The organism is Rhodococcus sp. RDE2 (genome assembly GCF_020885655.1).
GTDB lineage: Bacteria > Actinomycetota > Actinomycetes > Mycobacteriales > Mycobacteriaceae > Rhodococcus > Rhodococcus pyridinivorans.
Window position 1 is genome coordinate 2,850,283 of the sequence record NZ_AP025186.1, and the last position, 22,428, is coordinate 2,872,710.

General features: G+C 73.3%; 1 protein-coding gene. It reads left to right on the forward strand.

Features of this window, described 5'->3' with window-relative positions:
- Nucleotides 1-369: 369 nt before the first annotated feature.
- Nucleotides 370-22,398: a non-ribosomal peptide synthase/polyketide synthase gene (locus tag LPH33_RS13355; RefSeq protein WP_229564923.1), complete on the forward strand. Its 22,029-nt coding sequence runs from the start codon at nucleotides 370-372 to the stop codon at nucleotides 22,396-22,398.
- Nucleotides 22,399-22,428 lie beyond the last annotated feature (30 nt).

Sequence of the window (22,428 nt, forward strand, 5' to 3'; positions counted from 1 at the left end):
TCATTCGTCACTCCGGTCACGAACAGGGCATTCCTCCCGGCGGTCGGGAAAACGTTATCGAAACGCGACTGATCCCCTGCGCGGGAACGATTTCCGAGGTCACCCGCGGTGCCGTACCGGCCCTGCCGCGGCACGGGCACGGCCTCCGGGGCGCATCGGCCGGTGGTGGTGCGGTCGTCGCCGCAATCCGGTCGTACCGGTCGCACAGGTGGTCTAGCTTGTTGTGTGGTCCCGGTCACACGGGATCACACGATCGAACGGGGGTCCGATCGCGGCGCCGCACGCCCAGCGGCACCGGGGTCGGCCCCTGCACGCGATGTCGGGGGACACACGCCGATCACGGCCAACAACATCGCTTTCGGAGGGGACATGTCGCTGCGACACCGTCGTCCGCAGATACCGGCCGGCGCTTTCCCGCTGTCGTCCGCGCAACGAGCCATCTGGTTCGCGCAGCAGCTCGCGCCCGAGGTACCCGTGTGCATCGCGCAGTATGTGGATCTGCGCGGCGCCCCGGACCTGGATCTGCTGCGACGCTGCGGATATCGCGCCGGCGCCGAGTTCCAGTCCGCCTATCTGCGGGTCGTCGACGTCGACGGCGAACCCGTCCAGTACGTCGACCCCACCGTCGAGGACCGCAACGAGATCCCGCTGCTCGACTTCCGCGGCGCACCCGATCCGATGACCGCGGCGCACGAGTGGATGACCGCCGACTACGCCACCCCGGTGGATCTGGCGAACGACCTGCTGGTGAACATGACGATCCTGCAGATCGCCGACGACCGGTTCCTCTGGTACGCCCGCATCCACCACGTCGCCCTCGACGGATTCGCGGCGATGACCATGGTCAACCGCATCGCCGCGCTGTACACCGCGGCGATCGAAGGCCGCGAAGCGGAGCCGTCCAAGGCCGCCGACCTGCGCGCCCTGTACGACTGGGACCGCGACTACCGCACCTCCGAGCGCTACCGCACCGACCGCGACTACTGGATCGAACGGGTCGCCGGACTCGAGGACGGCTCGACCCTCGCGCACCGCGACGCCCCCACCGCGGCGGTGTCGCTGCTGTCGAGCCACACCCTCCCCGACGAGCTCGTCGACGCGCTGACCGCAGTGGACGACGAGCCGGGACTGTCGTCGACGGCGGCGGTGATCGCGGCGTTCGCGTGCTATCTCGCGCGGATGACCGGCCGCGACGACGTGATGATCAACCTGCCGGTCTTCGCCCGCACCACCGCGATGGCCCGCCGCTCCGGCGGCATGCTCGTCAACACCGCGCCGCTGCACATCTTCGTCGAACCGGGCGACACCCGCACCGACCTGGTGCGGCGGGTGCAGCTCGAACTCACCGGGGCGCTGCGACACCAGCGGTTCAGCCTCGAGGACATCCGCCGCGAGACCGGCGCCGCCGGCGATCCGTACCGCTATGCCGGGCCGATGGTCAACGTCATGCTGTTCCGGCAGGAGATCGTGCTCGGCGCCATCCGCGGCGAATTCCACATCATGACCTCCGGTCCCGTCGAGGACCTGTTGGTCAACATCTATCAGAGCGGCGACCCGGCCCGGACCTTCCTCGACTTCCGCGGCAACCCCCACCGCTACGACGAGGACGAACTGCGCACCCACCACGACCGGTTCGTCGAACTGCTCGACGACTTCCTGCGCAGCGCCCCCGACCGTATGGTCGCCGCGATCCATCCGGCCAGCGTGACACTCGGCGAGCAGCGCCGCCGCGCCGCGGCCGCCGCCGGTTTCTGGCGCGAACGCCTCGCCGACGCCCCCGAACGACTCGAGCTGCCCCGCCCGGTCACCGCACCCACCGACGACACCCCCATCGACGCCCAGGACCGCCTGGCGGTCACCGCCGCGGCGCTCGCCGCGCGCTTCGCCACCACCGAGGGGGGCGCCCCGGACACCACGATCGCCGCGGTGCTGCACGCCGCCACGGCGGCGCTCACCGCGCGGCTGACCGGCCACGACGACGTCCTCGTCGGGGTGGCCCGCGACGGGCGGGTGCTGCCGCTGCGCGTCGTCGTGGACCCGGCCGAACCCTTCGCCGAGTTGGTGCGGCGCGTGCGCACCCTCGACGCGGATCTGTCCGCCCACACCGACGTCGACCCGGCCGTGCTCGCCGCCCTCGGGCCCGCCTGCCCGGTGGTGCTCGCCCTCGACGACCCGACCCCCGCCCCTGCGGAGGCGGTGCTGCGCGTGGCGATCGACACCACCGGCACCACCTTGCAGATCCGCACCGGCTACCGGCCCGAGCAGGTGGACGCGCACACCGCCACCACCACCGGCCGGCGACTCGGCCGCGCCCTGACCGCGGCGCTCACCGACCCGCACCTGCCCACGGGGGATCTGCCGTTCGTCGGCGGCGACGAGGTCGCCGGGCTGGTCCCGGCGCACGGCGACCCGGCGCGCTCCGCGCAGACCCTGCCGGAGATCCTGTGCGCGGTCGCCGCGGTGGTGCCGGACACCGAGGCGGTGGTATGCGAGGACCGGCGCATGACCTACGGCGAACTCGACACCTGGTCCAACCGGCTCGCCCGCGTCCTCATCGACGCCGGGGCCGGACCGGAGACCTTCGTCGCGGTCGGCATCGCCCGCTCCCTCGAATCGGTGGCGGTGATCTGGGCGGTCGCCAAGTCCGGGGCCGCCTTCGTGCCCGTCGACCCGAAGTATCCGGCCGAACGCATCGAGTACATGCTCACCGACTCCGGGGCGATCCTGGGCCTGACCACCGCCGCGCACCGCGACGAGCTGCCCGGCACGGTGCCCTGGCTCGTCCTCGACGATCCGGATCTCGACGCACGGATCGCGCAGGCCGGTGATGAGCCGGTCACCGACGACGACCGGCCGGGCACGCTGCTGTTCGACCATCCCGCCTACCTGATCTACACCTCCGGCTCCACCGGCCGCCCCAAGGGCGTGGTGGTGCCGCACCGCGGCCTGGCGAACCTGTCGGCGACCCTGCACACCCGCCTGGCCCCGCCCCCGGCGGCGCGGGTCTCGCACTTCTCCTCGCCGAGCTTCGACGCGTCGATCTTCGAGTACATGACCGCCTTCGGTATCGGTGCGACCCTCGTGGTGGTGCCCGCCCACATCTACGGCGGCGACGAACTGGCGGCGCTGCTGCGCCGCGAACGGGTCACCCACCTGTTCTCCACCCCGGCGGCGCTGGCGTCGGTGGACCCGACCGGCGTCGAATGTGAGGCGGTCACCGTCGCAGGGGAGGCGTGCCCGCCGGAACTGGTGGCGCGCTGGGCACCCGGGCGGCGGATGTACAACGCGTACGGGCCCACCGAGACCACCATCGTCTGCAACATCACCGACATGCTGGTGCCGGGGGAGACCGTCACCATCGGCCACCCGGTGTGCGGCATCGACGAGCTGATCCTCGACGGGCGGCTGCATCCGGTGCCGGTCGGGGTCGCCGGGGAGCTGTACATCGCCGGCCCCGGCGTCACCCGCGGCTATCACGACCGGCCCGGCCTGACCGCGACCCGCTTCGTCGCCGACCCCTTCGGCCCGCCCGGCTCCCGCATGTACCGCACCGGCGACGTCACCCGCTGGCGCATCCGCGACCCGCACCGTCCCGCCCGTTCGGTGACCGTCGAATATCTCGGCCGCTCCGACTTCCAGGTCAAGATCCGCGGGTTCCGCATCGAACTCGGCGAGATCGACGCCGCCCTGAGCGACCGCCCCGACGTCGCCTTCGCCGTCACCCTCGGCCGCGCCGCACCCTCCGGGGAACAGATGCTCGTGTCCTACGTGCTGCCCGACGCCGGTTGCACCCTCGACCCGGAGCAGCTGTCCGCGGCGCTGGCGGCGCGGCTGCCCGCCCACATGGTGCCCGCCGCGATCATGGTGCTCGACGAGATCCCGCTGACCGCCGTCGGCAAACTCGACCGCAAGGCACTGCCCGAACCGGTCTTCGCCGGTGCCGGCGGGGCGGCGGCGATGTCGCCCACCGAGACCGCGCTGGCCGCGATCTTCGCCGACCAGCTCGGTGTCGCCGAGGTCGGCGCCGACGACAGCTTCTTCGAGCTCGGCGGCAACTCGCTGGTCGCCACCCGGGTGATCTCCCGCATCAACGACGCCTTCGGCACCGATCTGGGGGTGCGGTCGCTGTTCGAGGCCCCCACCGTGCGGGCGCTGGCGGCGAACCTGCCCGCCGGCGACGACGTCGACCGGCCCGCCCCGGCGCCGGTGCTGCCGCGCCCGGACCGCATCCCGGTCTCCGCCGCCCAGCAGCGCCTGTGGTTCGTCGACCAGCTCGACCCGTCCTCGGCCGCCTACAACATCCCGGTCGCGTTGCGGCTGCGCGGCGCCCTCGACCACGCGGCGCTGGTCGCCGCGACCCGCGATGTGCTCGACCGGCACGAGGCGCTGCGCACCGTCTACCCGGCCACCCCGGCCGGGCCGATCCAGCAGGTGCTGCCCGTCGACGCGCTCGCCCTGGACCTGACCCCCACCGCCACCGCCGATCTCGACGCGGACGTCGCCGCGGTGGTCGCGGCCGGTTTCGATGTCACCGTCGACCCGCCGCTGCGGATGCGGCTGTTCCGCGTCGCCGACGACGAGCACGTGCTCGCCGTGGTGGTGCACCACATCGCCGCCGACGGCGCGTCGCTGGCGCCGCTGTCGCGGGATCTGGTCACCGCCTACGCCGCGCGCGCCGTCGGCAGCGCCCCGGACTGGGCGCCGCTGCCGCTGCAGTACGCCGACTACACCCTGTGGTTCGCGGATCTGCTCGGCGACGTCGACGACCCGGCCTCCCGCGCCGCCCGGCAGCTCGAGTACTGGCACGAGATCCTCGCCGGCGCCCCCGATCTGCTGGCGTTGCCCACCGACCGGCCGCGCCCCCCGCAGCAGTCCTTCCGCGGTGCGAGCGTCGACGTCGAGATCGCCCCGGAGCTGTACGGGCGGATCCGGCAGCTCGCCCACGCCCACACCGCCACCGAGTTCATGGTCGTGCACGCCGCCCTCGCGGTGCTGCTCGCCCGCCTGTCCGGCGGCGACGACATCGTCGTCGGCACCCCCGTCGCCGGGCGCAGCCACCGCCACCTCGACGACCTGGTCGGTATGTTCGTCAACACCGTCGCGCTGCGCACCGCGGTGCCCGCCGACCTGTCCTTCGCGGAGTTCCTCGCCGCGGTGCGCGACACCGACCTGGCGGCCTTCGCGCACACCGATCTGCCGTTCGACCGGCTCGTCGACGCCGTGGTGCCGGCCCGCTCGGCGGCCTATTCGCCGCTGTTCCAGGTGATGCTCGCCTTCGCCGACACCACCGGCGCGCACCTGACCCTGCCCGGCCTGGACGTCGACATCGCCGAGATCGACACGCACACCACCAAGTTCGACCTGCACCTGCAGCTCGGGGCGGTCGCCGACAGCGACGGCCGCACCCACGCGCTGCGCGGCGCGCTGTCCTACGCCACCGACCTGTTCGATCCCGCCACCGCCGCCGCGATCGGGCAGCGCCTCGTGCGGCTGCTCGAGACGGTCACCGCCGATCCGGCGGTGCCGGTCGGCGACGTGGATCTGCTCACCGCCGACGAACGCCGCACCGTGCTCGACACGTGGAACGCCACCGCCGCCGACGCCGGTCCCGCCACCACCCTCGGGGAACTGTTCGCCGCGCAGGTCGCCGCGACCCCGCACGCCCCGGCCGTCACCGTCGACGGCCGCACCCTCGGCTACGCCGAATTCGACGCGGTCACCAACCGGCTCGCGCGGCGGCTGCTGCGCGCGGGCGCCGGACCGGACCGGGTGATCGCCCTCGCCGCGCCGCGCTCGCTGGATCTGCTCGTCGGCATGTACGCGATCGTCAAGAGCGGCGCCGCCTATCTGCCGCTCGACCCGGAGCATCCCGCCGAGCGACTGCGCTACGTCCTCGACACCGCCGCGCCGATCGCGGTGCTCACCACCAGCGACGTCGCCGACGCCCTGCCGGACACCGGCGCCGAGGTGCTGCGCATCGACCGGCTCGACCTCGACGACGAATCCCCGGCGGCCCTGACGGCGGCGGATCGGCCGGAGCCGAGCGGCGCGCATCTCGCCTACGTGATCTTCACCTCCGGCTCCACCGGCCGCCCCAAGGGCGTGGCGGTGCCGCACGCCGCGATCGTCAACCGGTTGCGCTGGATGCAGCACACCTATCCGCTGACCGCCGAGGACACGGTGGTGCAGAAGACCCCCGCCACCTTCGATGTGTCGGTGTGGGAGTTCTTCTGGCCGCTGCAGGTCGGGGCGCGCCTCGCCGTCGCCGCCCCGGGCGGGCACCGCGATCCCGGTTATCTGCTGCGGCTGTTCGCCGAGGAGCAGGTCACCGTGGCGCATTTCGTGCCGTCGATGCTCGCGGTGTTCGTCGACGCCCTGCACGGCCGCGACCGGGAGCCGCTCGTGTTGCGGCACGTGTTCGCGTCGGGGGAGGCGCTGCCCGCCGAGACCACCGCCGCACTGCGCGCGGCGCTGCCGCACACCGCCCTGCACAATCTGTACGGGCCCACCGAGGCCGCGGTGGACGTCACCGCCTGGACCACCACCGACACCGACCACGGATCGGTGCCGATCGGGCTGCCGGTGTGGAACACCCGCACCTACGTGCTCGACGCGCGGCTGCATCCGGTGCCCGCCGGCGCCGCCGGCGAACTGTATCTGGCCGGCATCCAGCTCGCCCGCGGCTATCTCGACCGCCCCGCGCTGAGCGCCGACCGGTTCGTCGCCGATCCGTTCGGGGCGCCGGGGGAGCGGATGTACCGCACCGGGGATCTGGCCACCCGCCGCGCCGACGGTGCCCTGATGTACTTGGGGCGCACCGACTTCCAGGTCAAGATCCGTGGTCTGCGCATCGAGCTCGGCGAGATCGAGCAGGTGTTGCGCGCCCGCGACGAGATCGGGCAGGCGGTGGTGCTCGTCCACCACGGCGCCGACGACCGGCTCACCGGCTATCTCGTGCCCACCCCGGGCCGCAGCATCGACACCGCCGCGGTCACCGCCGATCTCGCCGCGCAGCTGCCGGACTACATGGTGCCCGCCGCCCTGATCGTCCTCGACGCGCTGCCGGTCGGCCCCAACGGCAAACTCGACCGCAACGCGCTGCCCGCCCCGCCGGCACCGACCGCCGCCGGTGGCTACCGGGCACCGCGTACCCCCACCGAACAGCTCGTCGCCACCGTCTTCGCCGACCTGCTCGGCGTCGACCGGGTCGGCGCCGACGACCACTTCCTCGACCTCGGCGGCACCTCCCTGCTCGCGATGCGCGCCGCCGCCCGGTTCGCCGCGGACACCGGCGGGGAGCTCGGCATCCGGGAGATCTTCGACCATCCGGTCGTCGCCGATCTCGCCGCGCACCTCGACCAGCCCGACCGCGCCGGCGCCGGGCGCGGCGCCCCGGTGGCCGGGCCGCGCCCCGACCCGGTCCCGCTGTCCCCGGCGCAGCAGCGGATGTGGTTCATCAACCAGTTCGACACCACCTCCCCGGCCTACAACATCGCCGTCGCGCTGCGCCTGACCGGCCGGCTCGACCAGGCGGCGCTGCAACACGCCATCGGCGACGTCGTCGCCCGGCACGAGTCGCTGCGCACCCGCTATCCGCTCACCGACGACGGGCCCGTGCAGGTCGTGGTGCCCGCCGGCGCCGCCGTCCCTGATCTGGCGGTGCTCACCGTCGACGACGGCACCGACCTCGACACCGAACTCACCCCGATCCTCGCCGCCGGATTCGATGTGGCCACCGAGATCCCCATCCGCATCCGGGTGCTCGCCCTGACCGAGGACGAACACGTGCTCGTCCTCGTCGCCCATCACATCGCCGCCGACGGTTTCTCCATGGGGCCGCTGGCCCGCGACGTCATCGCCGCCTACAGCGCCCGCCACGCCGGGCAGACCCCGCAGTGGACCCCGCTGCCGGTGCAGTACGTCGACTACACCCTCTGGCAGCACCGGGTGCTCGGCGACGACACCGACCCGACCTCGCTGGCCGCCGAACAGCTCCGGTTCTGGCGCGCAGCCCTCGCCGGCGCCCCGGAACTGCTCGAACTTCCGCTGGACCGGCCCCGCCCGGTGCAGCCGTCGCGGCGCGGCGCCCGCATCCCGTTCACCCTCGACGCCGCCGCGCACCGCCGGCTGCTCGACATCGCCCGCGCCCACGACGCGTCGGTGTTCATGCTGGTGCACGCCGCGCTGACGGTGCTGCTCGCCCGCCTGTCGGGCAGCGACGACATCGTCGTCGGCACCCCCGTCGCCGGGCGCGGTCACCGCGCCCTCGACGATCTGGTCGGCATGTTCGTCAACACCGTGGTGCTGCGCGCCCGGGTCGACGACGACGAGCCGTTCACCGCGCTGCTCGACCGCATCCGCACCGGCGACCTGACCGCCTTCGGGCACACCGAGGTGCCGTTCGAGCGGCTCGTCGAGGTCCTCGACCCGCCCCGCTCGACCGCCTACACCCCGCTGTTCCAGGTGCTGCTCGAATTCCAGGACACCGAACGCCCCGAGATCGAACTGCCCGATCTGTCGGTGCGGGTGATCGACCTCGATCCGATGCTGGCGCTGTTCGACCTGCAGCTGTCCATCGCCGAGACCACCGACGCCGACGGCCCCGCCGGCATCCGCGCGTCGTTCACCTACGCCACCGACCTGTTCGACCCCGCCACCGTCGCCTCGTTCGCCGACCGGTTCGTGCGCATCGTCGAGGCGATCACCGCCGCCCCCGACATCGCGGTCGGCAGCATCGACATCGTCACCGACCGGGAACTGGCCGATCTGACCCCGGCGCGGGGCCTGCCGCCGGTCTCCCCGCAGCTGTGGCCGGAACTGCTCACCTCGATCGCCGCGATCCTGCCCGACGCGGTCGCCCTGCGCTTCGCCGACCGGCAGGTCACCTACGCCGAACTCGACGCCTGGTCCACCCGCGTGGCGCGGCTGCTCGTCGACGAGCACCGGATCGGGCCGGAAACGGTGGTCGCGCTGGCGTCGACCCGCTCGGTCGACTCGGTCGCGGTGGTGTGGGCGGTCACCAAGACCGGCGCGGCGTTCGTGCCCGTCGACCCCGCCTACCCGCCGGAGCGGGTGAGCTACATGCTCACCGACAGCGCCGCCGCCCTCGGCATCACCACCGCCGCGCACCGCGACGCACTGCCGGTGCAGGTGCCGTGGCTGGTGCTCGACGACGACGCGGTCGCCGCCCGGATCGCCGCGACGAGCGACGCGCCGATCACCGACGCCGACCGCACCGCTCCGCTGCACTTCGACCACCCGGCCTATCTGATCTACACCTCCGGTTCCACCGGCCGCCCCAAGGGCGTGGTGGTCACCCACCGCGGCATGACCAACCTCAACGCCGAGGTGCGCAGCCACTTCACCATCACCCACCGGGCCCGCGTCTCGCACCTGGCGTCGCCGAGCTTCGACGCGTCGATCTTCGAGTTCACCAAGGCGTTCTGCGCCGGCGCCACCCTGGTGATCGTGCCACCGGACGTCTACGGCGGCGACGAACTCGCCCGGCTGCTGCGCGAGGAGAAGGTCACCCACGCCTTCATCACCCCCACCGCACTCGCGTCCCTCGACCCCACCGGCCTCGACGACCTCGAGGTCCTCGTCGTCGCCGGTGAGGCCTGCCCACCGGAACTGGTGGCGCGCTGGGCGCCGGGACGCCGCATGTTCAACGGCTACGGCCCGTCCGAGGCCACCATCGAGACCAGCGTCAGCCCGCAGCTGCGGCCCGGGCACACCGTCACCATCGGCGGCCCCGCCGTCGGCTTCCACCAGACCGTCCTCGACGACCGGCTGCGGCCCGTCCCCGTCGGCGTGGCGGGTGAGCTGTACATCGCCGGGCCGGGCGTGGCCCGCGGCTACCATCGCCGCCCCGACCTGACCGCCGCCCGGTTCGTCGCCGACCCCTACGGCACCCCCGGCGAACGCATGTACCGCACCGGCGATGTGGTGCGGTGGCGGCACGACGGCACCGTCGAATATCTCGGCCGCTCCGACTTCCAGGTCAAGGTGCGCGGCTTCCGCATCGAACTCGGCGAGATCGACGCCGCCCTCACCGCCCACGACGCGATCGCCTTCGCGCACACCGTCGGGCACACCGCACCCAGCGGCGACACGGTGCTCGTGTCCTACGTGCTGCCCGACACCACCGACACCACCGCCGCGCAGATCGATCCGCGGGCGCTGCGCGCCTGGGCCGCGGCGCGGCTGCCCGGCCACATGGTGCCCGCCGCGGTGGTGGTGCTCGACGAGCTGCCGCTGACCCCGGTCGGCAAACTCGACCGCCGCGCCCTGCCGGTGCCCGATCTGACGCGGCTCGGCGGCGACTACCGCGCCCCGAGCACCGATCTCGAGGCCACCGTCGCCGAGATCGTCGCCGAGGTCCTCGGGCACCCGCAGGTCTCCGTCGACGACAATTTCTTCGATCTCGGCGGCAACTCCCTGATCGCCACCCGCGTCGTCGCCCGCCTCAACGCCGCGCTCGGCACCGACGCCGGGGTCCGCGCCCTGTTCGAGGCCCCCACGGTGCGGGCGCTCGCCGCACGGATCCTCGACGATCACGGCGGGCACGGGCGGGTGCCGCTGGTCGCCGCCGAGCGGCCCGAACGGTTACCGCTGTCGCCGGCGCAGCAACGCATGTGGTTCGTCAACCAGTTCGACACCACCTCCGCCGCCTACAACATTCCCCTGGCGATCCGCCTGTCCGGCCGCCTCGACGTCGCGGCGCTCACCGCGGCGGTGCGCGACGTGCTCGACCGGCACGAGAGCCTGCGCACCTGGTATCCCGGCGACGACCAGGGTCCCCGCCAGGTCGTCGTCGACACCGACCGGGTGCTCGGCGCGCTGACCGCCCGGCCGGTCACCGCCGAGGAACTGCCCACCGAGCTCGGCGAGTTCGTCGGTGCCGGTTTCGACGTGGCCGCGGCCGTGCCGGTGCGGCTGCGGCTGTGGCGCCTGGACGAGCACGCCCATGTCCTGGCGGTGGTGGTGCATCACATCGCCGCGGACGGCTCGTCGATGGCGCCGCTGGCCCGCGACCTGATGCTCGCCTACACCGCCCGCACCGGCGGGACGGACCCGGACCGGGCACCGCTGCCGGTGCAGTACGCCGACTACGCCCTGTGGCAGCGCCGGCTGCTCGGCGACCCGGACGACCCGACCTCCCTCGCCGCCGCGCAGCTGCGGTTCTGGCGCGACACCCTCGCCGACGCCCCCGAACTGCTGCCGCTGCCCACCGACCGGCCGCGCCCCACCCAGCGCAGCTTCCACGGCGCCCTGCACCGCTTCACCGTGCCCGCCGACGTGCAGCGGCGCCTCGAGGCGCTGGCCGCCGAGCACGACACCACCGTGTTCATGGCCGCGCACGCGGCGTTCGCGGCGCTGCTGGCCCGCCTGACCGGCACATCCGACATCGTCATCGGCTCCCCGGTCGCCGGTCGCGGCCACCGCGCCCTCGACGACCTGGTCGGCATGTTCGTCAACACCGTGGTGCTGCGCACCCCCGTCGACGGGGCCCTGTCGTTCACCGACCACCTGCACCGCACCCGCGAGATCGACCTCGCCGCCTTCGGGCACACCGAGCTGCCCTTCGAGACCCTCGTCGACGTGCTCGCCCCGGCCCGCGAGACCGACCGGTCCCCGCTGTTCCAGGTGGTCCTCGAATACGGCAACACCGAGCAGGCCCATCTGGTGCTGCCCGAGCTCGAGGTCGACGCCCTCGACCCGGAACTGCCCGTCGCCAAGTTCGACCTGCAACTGACCCTGCAGGACACCGACCCGGCCGGGGTGGGGGAGCCGGGCGGGATGCCGGCGGCGTTCACCTATGCCACCGATCTGTTCGATCCCGACACCGTCGCCTCGTTCGCGCAGCGGCTGGTGCGGTTGCTCGACGCGGTCACCGCCGACCCGCACCGCCCCATCGGCGACGTCGATCTGCTCACCGAGGACGAACGTCCCACCGCCCCCGCTCCGGTGCGCCCGGCCCCAGAGACCCTGCTCGATCTGTACGCCCGCGGCGCCGGATTGGACCCGGCCGCGATCGCGGTCACCGCCCCCGACGGGTCGCTGCGCTACGACGCACTCACCGACCGGGTGCAGCGCCTGGCGCGGCTGCTCGTCGAGCACGGCGCCGGACCGGACCGGCTCGTCGCGGTCGCGTTGCCGCGCGGCACCGACCTGATCGTCGCGCTGCTCGCCGTAGTGCACAGCGGCGCCGCCTATCTGCCCATCGACGTGGCGTTCCCGCCGGACCGGCTCGCGTACATGTTCGACGACGCGGCCCCGGTGTGCCTGCTCACCACCGCCGAACACGCCACCGCCCTGCCCCCGCACACCCCACCGGTCGTGGACCTGCACGACCCGGCGGTGCGCACCCGCCTTTCCGAGATGCCCGGTGGCGGTGACGGATTGCCGCGCGTGCACCCGGATGCGGCGGCGTACGTCATCTACACCTCCGGCTCCACCGGCCGCCCCAAGGGCGTGATGGTGCCGCACCGCACCGTCGTCACCCTGCTCACCGACACCACCGAGATGTTCGGTGTCGACGCCTCCGATGTGTGGACACTGTTCCACTCCTACGCCTTCGACTTCTCGGTGTGGGAACTGTGGGGCGCGCTCGCCCACGGCGGCCGGCTCGTCGTCGTCGACTACCACACCGCCCGCAACCCGCAGGAGTTTCTGGCGTTGCTGCGCCGCGAACGGGTCACCGTGCTCAACCAGACCCCGACGGCCTTCTACCAGCTCATCGACGCCGACCGCGCCGCCGGCACCGACCTGCCGGCGCTGCGCCGGGTGATCTTCGGTGGGGAAGCCCTCGACTTCGGGCAGCTCGACCGCTGGTACCGGCGCCACGACGACACCGCCCCGACGCTGGTGAACATGTACGGCATCACCGAGACCACCGTGCACGTCACCGCCCGCACCATCACCCGCGACCTCGCCGCCACCGCCGCGGCGAGCCTGATCGGGCAGCCGTTGCCGTCGCTGCGCCTGCACATTCTCGACAGCCGGCTGCATCCGGTGCCCACCGGGGTGATCGGCGAACTGTACGTCTCCGGCGCCCAACTCTCCCGCGGCTATCTGCACCGCCCGGATCTGACCGCCACCCGGTTCGTCGCCGACCCGCACGGCGCCCCCGGCGACCGGCTCTACCGCACCGGGGACCTGGCGCGCCGCACCCGCGACGGCGAGATCGAATATCTCGGCCGCGCCGACTTCCAGGTGCAGCTGCGCGGGTTCCGCATCGAACTCGGCGAGATCGAAGCGGCGCTGCTGCGCGCCCCCGGTGTCGGCCGCGCCGTGGTCGTCGTCCACACCGACGACGCCGCCGGCACCGAACGTCTCGTCGGCTACGTGGTGCCCGAGACCGGCCACGATCTCGACGTCGACGTGGTGCTCGAGCATGCCGCCGGGGAACTCGCCGCGTACATGCTGCCGTCCACCCTGGTGGTGCTCGACACGCTGCCGGTCACCGCGACCGGCAAACTCGACCGGCGCGCGCTGCCCGCCCCCGACTTCGCCGCCCGCACCACCGTCTCCCGCGCCCCGGCGCGCGGCCCCGAAACGGTGCTGGTGGAACTGTTCGCCCAGGTCCTCGGCCTGCCGACGGTGGGGGTGGACGATTCGTTCTTCGCCCTCGGCGGCGATTCGATCATGTCCATCCAGCTGGTCTCCCGCGCCAAGGCCGCCGGCCTGGACCTGACCCCACGCGAGGTGTTCGAACACAAGACCCCCGCGGCGCTCGCCGCCGTCGTCGGCACCACCGCCCCCGCCGAGACCCTCGCCGAGCTGCCCGGCGGCGGGGTCGGGGACATGCCGCTACCGCCGATCGCGCACTGGATGCTCGACCGCGGCGGCAGCATCGGCCGCTACTCGCAGGCGCTGCTGCTGCGCCTGCCCACCGGCCTGGACGCGGCGACGCTGCGGGCGATCGTCACCGCCGTCCTCGACCGGCACGACATGCTGCGCGTGCAACTGCGTCCGGCGCCGGACGCCCCCGGCGGACACGTGCTGCACGTACCCGCCCCGGGCAGCGTCGACGTCGACACCGTCATCCACCGGGTGCCGGTCACCAGCGCCGCCGACAGCGACGACTTCTTCGCCCTGGCCGCCACCGAACTCGACGCCGCCGCCGACCGACTCGACCCGCACAACGGGGCGGTGGTGCAACTGGTGTGGTTCGACGCCACCAGCGGAGCCGGCCGGTTGCTCATCGTCATCCACCATCTCGCCGTCGACGGGGTGTCCTGGCGCATCCTCGTCCCCGATCTGGCTGCCGCGTGGGCGGCCGCCGCGGCCGGCGGCGCCCCGAGTGGTGCGCTGCTGCCCCCGCACACCGGCACCAGCGTGCGCCGCTGGGCCCACGCCCTGCGCGACGCCGCCCCCGAGCGCCGCACCGAACTCGACTTCTGGCGCGGAGTGCTCGACGGACCGAACCCGCCGCTCGGGCACCGGATGTTCGATCCGGCGCGCGACACCAACGCCACCGTCACCACCGTCGCCACCGAACTGCCCATCTCGGTCACCGAAGCGCTGCTCACCGCCGTACCCACCGCCTTCCACGGCGCCGTCGACCACGGGCTGCTCACCGCGCTCGCCCTGGCGGTGGCGGCGTGGCGCCGCGACCGCGGCCACGACCCGACCTCGCTGCTGCTCAACCTCGAAGGGCACGGCCGCGACAGCACCGCCGCCGCCGGCGCCGACCTGTCCGGCACCGTCGGCTGGTTCACTACCATCCACCCGCTGCGCCTGGACCTGACCGGAATCGACCTCGACGACGCGCTCGCCGCCGGCCCGGCCGCCGGTCGCGCCGTCAAGACCGTCAAGGAACACCTCACTGCCGTCCCCGACCACGGCACCGGCTTCGGGCTGCTGCGCTATCTCGACCCCGACACCGCCGCCGACCTGGCGCACGCGCCGGCCCCGCAGGTCAGCTTCAACTATCTCGGCCGCCCCACCGCCGGGGTCACCGACACCGACACCCCCTGGCTGCCCATCGACGGCTTCCCACGCGGTGGGGCGCAGAGCCCGGACATGCCCGCCGCCGCGGTGCTCGACATCAACGCCGTCACCGCCGACACCCCCACCGGTCCGGTGCTCAAGGTGCACTGGTCGTATCCGGCCGGGCTGCTCGACGACGCCGACGTCACCGCCCTCGCGCACCACTTCGCCACCGCCGCCACCGCATTGACCCGGCACACCCGCAGCCCGCACGCCGGGGGCCTGACCCCCTCGGATCTGCCGCTGGTGCGACTGCACCAGGACGTCATCGAACGCCTCGAGCAGCGCTACGGGCGCCTGGACACCGTGTGGCCGACCGCGCCGCTGCAGACCGGTCTGCTCTTCCACGCCCTGCTCGCCGGGGACCGCCCCGACGCCTACATCGTGCAGCTCGTGCTCGACCTGCGCGGTGAGGTCGACGCGAGCCGGATTCGCCGTTCCCTGCAGCTGCTGCTCGACCGGCATCCGGCGTTGCGCGCGGCGTTCCCCGCCGCCGGGGACGGGCACGTGCAGGTCATCCCCACCCACGTGGAGGTGCCGTTCACCGTCGCCGACACCAGCGACGACCCCGACCCCGACGACGCCGCCGCGCAGCTGCTCGCCCTCGATCGGCGCACCCGCTTCGACACCGAGACCGCGCCGCTGCTGCGCGCGACCGTCGTGCACACCGGCCCGGGCCGGCACCTGCTGGCGTTGACGAATCATCATCTGCTGCTCGACGGCTGGTCCACCCCGGTGCTGATCCGGGAACTGTTGATGCTCTACGCCACCGACGCGGACCAGCGGGCACTGCCGCCGGCACCGCACTACGGCAGCTACCTCACCTGGCTCGCCGACCTTGACCCGCAGGCCTCTCTCGACGCCTACCGCCGCGCCCTCGCGGGGGTGGACGAGCCGACCCTGCTCGCCCCGCAGCACCGGCCCGGCACCACCGCCGGGATCTCCGAGGACCTCGACCTGGACCTGGACACCGGCCTGTCGGTGCGGCTGCACGACACCGCCACCGCCCGCGGCGTCACCGTCAACACCCTGGTGCAGACCGCCTGGGGTGTGGTGCTCGGCGCGCTCACCGGCCGCACCGACGTGGTGTTCGGCGCGACCGTCTCCGGGCGGCCGCCGCAGATCCCCGGCATCGAGGCGATGGTCGGGTTGTTCATCAACACCGTCCCGGTGCGCATCACCGTGCGGCCCGGCGACACCGTCGGCGGGCTCGTCGACCGGGTGCAGGCCGAACAGGTCGCGCTGCTCGATCACCACCATCTCGACCTGGGCACCCTCGACCGGCATCTCGGGGCCGCGGTGCGGTTCGACACCCTCACCGTCTTCGAGTCGTATCCGGTCGAACGCGCCGGCCTCGACCGCGACACCGACCTCGGTGGCATGCGGGTCGCCGACATCACCGGCCGCGACGCCGCGCATTACCCGCTGTCGGTGGTCGTGCACACCGACACCGCGGTGCACCTGCGCATGAAGTACCTGCCGGAGGTCTTCGACCGCGACGCCGTCACCGCGATCGCCACACGCATCACCGCCGTGCTCGACGCCCTGACCGGCGACCCGGCCGCCCCGATCACCGCGCTGCCGGCGCTCACCACCGCCGAGCAGGACGCGCTGCTGCCGGTGCACGGACCGGCCGGGGGCAGCGACGTCGCCCTGCCGCACCTGCTGGCCGCGACCGCCGCCGCACACCCGGATCAGCCGGCGCTGCGCGACGGGGAACGGGTGCTGACCTACCGCGACCTCGACGAACGCTCCACCCGGCTGGCGCGGGTGCTGCTGCGCCACGGCGCCGGCCCGGAAACCTTCGTCGCCGTCGGCATCGCCCGCTCCGTCGAGTCGGTGACCGCGATGTGGGCGATCACCAAGACCGGCGCGGCGTTCGTGCCCGTCGACCCGCGCTATCCGGCCGAACGCGTCGCGTTCATGCTCGACGACTGCGGCGCCACCGTCGGCCTGACCACCACCGCGCACCGCGACCAGCTCCCGGACACGGTGCCGTGGCTGCTGCTCGACGACCTCGACCGCGACGCCGCGGGGGAGAGCACCGCCACGATCGACGACACCGACCGCCCCGTCGCGCTGCGGCTCGATCACCCCGCCTACCTGATCTACACCTCCGGCTCGACCGGCCGGCCCAAGGGTGTGCTCACCACCCACCGCAGCCTGGAGAACTTCGCCCGCGATCAGCGCGGCCGCTTCCACGCCGGTCCCGGCGCGCGGGTCATGCACGTCTCGTCGCCGAGCTTCGACGCGTCGATCTTCGAATACCTCCTCGCGTTCGGGTCCGGCGCCGAGCTGGTGGTCGTGCCCCCGCACATCGTCGGCGGCGCCGAACTCGGCGCGCTGCTGCGCGAGCAGCGGGTCACCCACGGGTTCATCACCCCCGCCGCGCTCGCCTCCCTCGATCCGGCGGATCTGACCGCCTTCACCGATCTCGCGGTCGGTGGGGAGGCGTGGCCGGCCGATCTGCAGGCCACCTGGGCGCCCGGGCGGCGTCTCGTCGACGCCTACGGACCCACCGAAACGACCATCATGGCCGCGATCAGCGACCCCCTGGGGGTCGACGACCCACTCACACTCGGTGGTCCGCTGCGCGGGGTGCACGCCGTCGTCCTCGACACCGCGCTGCGGCCGGTGCCGTTCGGCGCCGTCGGTGAGCTGTATCTCGCCGGCTGGGGCCTGGCCCGCGGCTATCACGCCCGGCCCGCGCTGACCGCCGCCCGGTTCGTCGCCGACCCCTACGGCGCCCCCGGCGAACGCATGTACCGCACCGGGGATCTGGTGCGCTGGGTCGGTGACCTCGACCGGCGGGATCTGCGCATCGACTATGTCGGGCGCAGCGACTTCCAGATCAAGATCCGCGGGTTCCGCGTCGAACTCGGCGAGATCGACGCCGTGCTCGCCGCCCACCCGGCCGTCGGGTTCGCCGCGACCGTCGCGCACCGCGCGCCGAGCGGCGAGACGGTCCTCGTCGCCCACCTGCACCCGGTGCCCGGCGCCGACATCGACCCCGCCGCGGTGAAAACCCATGTCGCCGAGCGTCTTCCGGCGCACATGGTGCCCACCGTCATCAGCGTGCTCGACGAGATCCCGCTGACCCCGGTCGGCAAACTCGACCGCGCCGCCCTGCCGGCACCGGAGCTGACCGCCGGCACCGGCGACCGCCCGGCACCCACCGACCCGCTCGAGTCCCTCGTCGCCGACGAACTCGCCGAGATCCTCGGCCTCGACCGGCTCGGCGTCGACGACAACTTCTTCGACCTCGGCGGCAATTCGCTGCTCGCCACCCGCGCCGTCGCCCGCCTCGGCGACCGGCTCGGCCGACCCGTGCCGGTACGCGCCCTGTTCGAAGCCCCCACCGTGGCCGCGCTCGCCGCGCACCTCGACGACCGACCCGCCCCCGAGAGCGAGGAACCCGCCGCCGGCACCACATCGGGCCCGGTCGCCGGTCCGCGCCCCGAGCACATCCCGCTCTCCCCGGCGCAGCAGCGACTGTGGTTCATCAACCAGTTCGACCCGACCTCCGCCGCCTACAACATCCCCCTGGCCATCCGGTTGTCCGGGCATCTGTCCCCGGCCGCGCTCGGCGCCGCCCTGCACGATGTGCTGGCCCGGCACGAGAGCCTGCGCACCGTCTACCCGGAGTCGGCGGCCGGACCGCACCAGCGGATCCTCGCCGCCGCCGACGCCCCGCTGCCGCTGGACGTGGTGCCCGCCGGGGAGGACACCGTGCACACCGCCATCGCCGATTTCCTCGGCGACGGCTTCGACGTCACCGTCGACATCCCGGTGCGGGCGCGGGTGTTCTCCTTCGGCCGTGACGACCATCTCGCCGTGCTGGTCGTGCACCACATCGCCGCCGACGGCGGTTCCACCGGTCCGCTCGCCCGCGATCTGATGATCGCCTACGCGGCCCGCAGCCGCGGGGAGACCCCGGCGTTCGGGCCGCTGCCGGTGCAGTACGCCGACTACACCCTGTGGCAGCTCGACCGGCTCGGTGACCCGGACAGCCCCGGCACCCTCGCCGCCGACCAGACCACCTACTGGCAGCAACGCCTCGCGGGGCTGCCGGAGGTGCTGCCGCTGCCCACCGACCGGCCCCGGCCGCCGCAGCAGTCCTTCCGCGGCGACATCACCCGTTTCACCGTCGACGCCGATCTACTCGCCCTGCTGCAGCAACTCGCCGCCGCCCGGCACAGCACCGTGTTCATGACCGTGCACGCGGCGTTCGCGGTGCTGCTCGCGCGGCTGTCCGGCAGCGACGACATCGCCGTCGGCTCCCCGATCGCCGGTCGCGGGCACCGCGCCCTCGACGATCTGGTGGGCATGTTCGTCAACACCGTCGTGCTGCGCACCGCGGTGCCCGCACACGCGTCGTTCACCGAGCTGCTCGCCGCCGTCACCGACAGCGACCTCGATGCCTTCGCACACGCGGATCTGCCCTTCGACCGTGTCGTCGACGCGCTCGCCCCGACCCGCTCGACCGCGCATTCGCCGCTGTTCCAGGTCTCCATCGAATTCCACACCGCCGAGCTGCCCGCGGTGGAGCTGCCGCACCTGAGCGTGCAGGGCGTCGCCCTCGACCCGACGGTGTGCAACTTCGACCTCGAACTGCTCGTCGGGGAGAACACCGAGGGTGGTCTCGACGCCGCCTTCGTCTACGCCACCGACCTGTTCGACGCCGAGACGGTGCGCGGCTTCGCCGACCGGTTCGGCCGGCTGCTGCACGCGATCGCCGCCGACCCGCACCGCCCCGTCGGTGATCTCGACCTGCTCACCGCCGCCGAACACACCGCGCTGGTGCCCGCGATCGGACCGCAGGCCGAACCGGCGGTGCTGTGGCCGCAGCTGCTCGACACCGCTGTTGCCGCCGCCCCGGATGCCGTCGCGGTCGTCGACGGCGACCGACAGCTCACCTACCGCGAGCTCGACGCCCGCGCGCACCGGCTCGCGCGGCACCTGCTCGACCGCGGCGCCGGACCCGAACAGGTGATCGCCCTGGCGATCCCGCGCTCGCTCGAGTCGGTCACCGCGGTGTGGGCGACGGTGCGCAGCGGCGCGGCGTTCGTGCCGGTCGACCCCACCTATCCGGCCGACCGCATCGCCTTCATGCTCGACGACAGCGCCGCCCGCATCGGCATCACCGTCGCCGCGCACCGCGACGCACTGCCCGACGAGGTGGACTGGCTCGTCCTCGACGAGATCGACCTCACCGACGGGCCGGTCGCACCGATCGACGCCGCGGACCGGCCGACGGTGCTGCGCCCGGATCATCCGGCCTACCTGATCTACACCTCCGGCTCCACCGGCCGCCCCAAAGGCGTGGCGGTCACCCACCGCGGCCTGGCCTCCCTGGCCCGGGAGGAACGGGAGCGGCTGCAGGTCACCGCCGCGGCCCGGGTGTCGCATCTGGCGTCGCCGAGCTTCGACGCGTCGATCTTCGAGCAGATGATGGCGCTGTGCGCGGCGGCGACGCTGGTGGTCGTGCCGCCGCACGTCTACGGCGGCGACGAGCTCGCCGCGGTGCTGCGTGCGCAGCAGGTCAGCCACGCCTTCATCACCCCCACCGCGTTGGCCTCGCTGGATCCGGACACCGTCCCCGAGCTGCACACCCTGCTCGTCGCCGGCGAGGCACTGCCACCGGAGCTGGTGGCGCGCTGGGCGGCGTCGCGGCGGGTGATCGACGCCTACGGTCCCACCGAGGCGACGATCATGACCTCCCTCGGTGACCCGCTCACCGTCGGTGAGCCCGTCACCATCGGCACCCCCAGCCGCGGTTTCCGCGCGCTGGTCCTCGACGGGCGGCTCCAGCCCGTGCCCGTCGGGGTGGCCGGGGAACTGTATGTCGCCGGGCCGGGTCTGGCCCGCGGCTACCACGACCGGCCCGCGCTGACCGCCGCCCGGTTCGTGCCCGACCCCACCGGCTCGGGGGAGCGGATGTACCGCACGGGGGATCTGGTGCGGTGGACCGCCGATCATCGCCTCGACTACGTCGGCCGCACCGACTTCCAGGTCAAGATCCGCGGCTTCCGCGTCGAACTCGGCGAGATCGACGCGGCACTGGCCGCGCACCCGCAGGTGGTCTTCGCCCACACCCTCGGCCACACCGCCCCGTCCGGTCAGGCGGTGCCGGTGTCCTACCTGCGCCTGACCCCGAATGCCGATGTCACCGCCGCCGAGGTGAAAACCTTCATCGCGCAGCATCTTCCGCCGCACATGGTGCCGGCGGTGATCACCGTGCTCGACGACATCCCGCTCACCCCGGCCGGCAAACTCGACCGCGCCGCGCTGCCCGCCCCCGTTTTCACCGCCCCGGCCGGAGACTACCGGGCACCGAGTACCGACCTCGACAAGCTCGTCACCGACCTGTTCGCCGAGCATCTCGGTCTCGACCGGGTCGGGGTCGACGACGACTTCTTCGATCTCGGGGGCACCTCGCTGCTGGCCACCCGGCTGCTGCCGGCACTCGGGGAACGACTCGGGCGGCGGGTGCCGATCGCGTCGATCTTCACGCACCCGACCCCGGCGGAACTCGCCGCGCACCTGAGCAGCGGCGAGTCCGAGGCGAGCAGCGGGATCGACGAGGCGTTCCGGGTGCTCGTGCCGCTGCGCCCCGGCACCGGCACCGCGCTGTTCTGCATCCATCCCGCCGCGGGGCTGGCCTGGCCGTACAGCACCCTCGCGCACCGGCTCGACGACGACCGGCCCGTCTACGGACTGCAGTTGCCGGCGCTGTCCGGTGGTCCGCAGCACGACACCATCACCGCGCTGGCCCGCCACTACGTGCGGGAGATCCGCCGGGTGCAGCCGCACGGCCCGTACCACCTGCTGGGTTGGTCGCTCGGCGGGGTTGTCGCGCACGCCGTCGCCGTCGAACTGCGCCGCGCCGGGGAGATCGTCGACACTCTCGCACTGCTCGACAGCCACCTGGTGGTCGGGGCGTCCCCGGCGGTCGGCACCCGCGACATGCTGCGCGATCTCGGTCTTCCCGTCGACGACGGTGAGCCGAGCTTCGAGCACGCCGCCGCGGTGCTCGACGAGGCGTTCGGCGGCGGCACCGGATTGACCGCCGCCCACCTCGAACGGTTGCACGCCGGGTCGACCGACACCGCCCGCGCCGCGCGGCGGCACGAACCGGACACCTTCGACGGGGACGCGTTGTTCTTCACCGCGGCCCGCTCGGAGGCCCCGGTTCCGGCGGTGGCGGCCTGGCACAACGTGATCGCCGGGGAGATCCACCAGTACCGGCTCGACTGCGACCACCACGAGATGGTGAGCGCCCGGGCGGTGGAGACGATCATCGCGGTGCTGTCGGCGCGGCTGACCGAGAGCGACGCGACACTGCGCCGGTGGGGCCGGATCGAGGTGCAGGCCGCCGGGCGCAACGGGGACCGCCGCAACTGATACCCACGTCATGCACACGGTGCATGATGA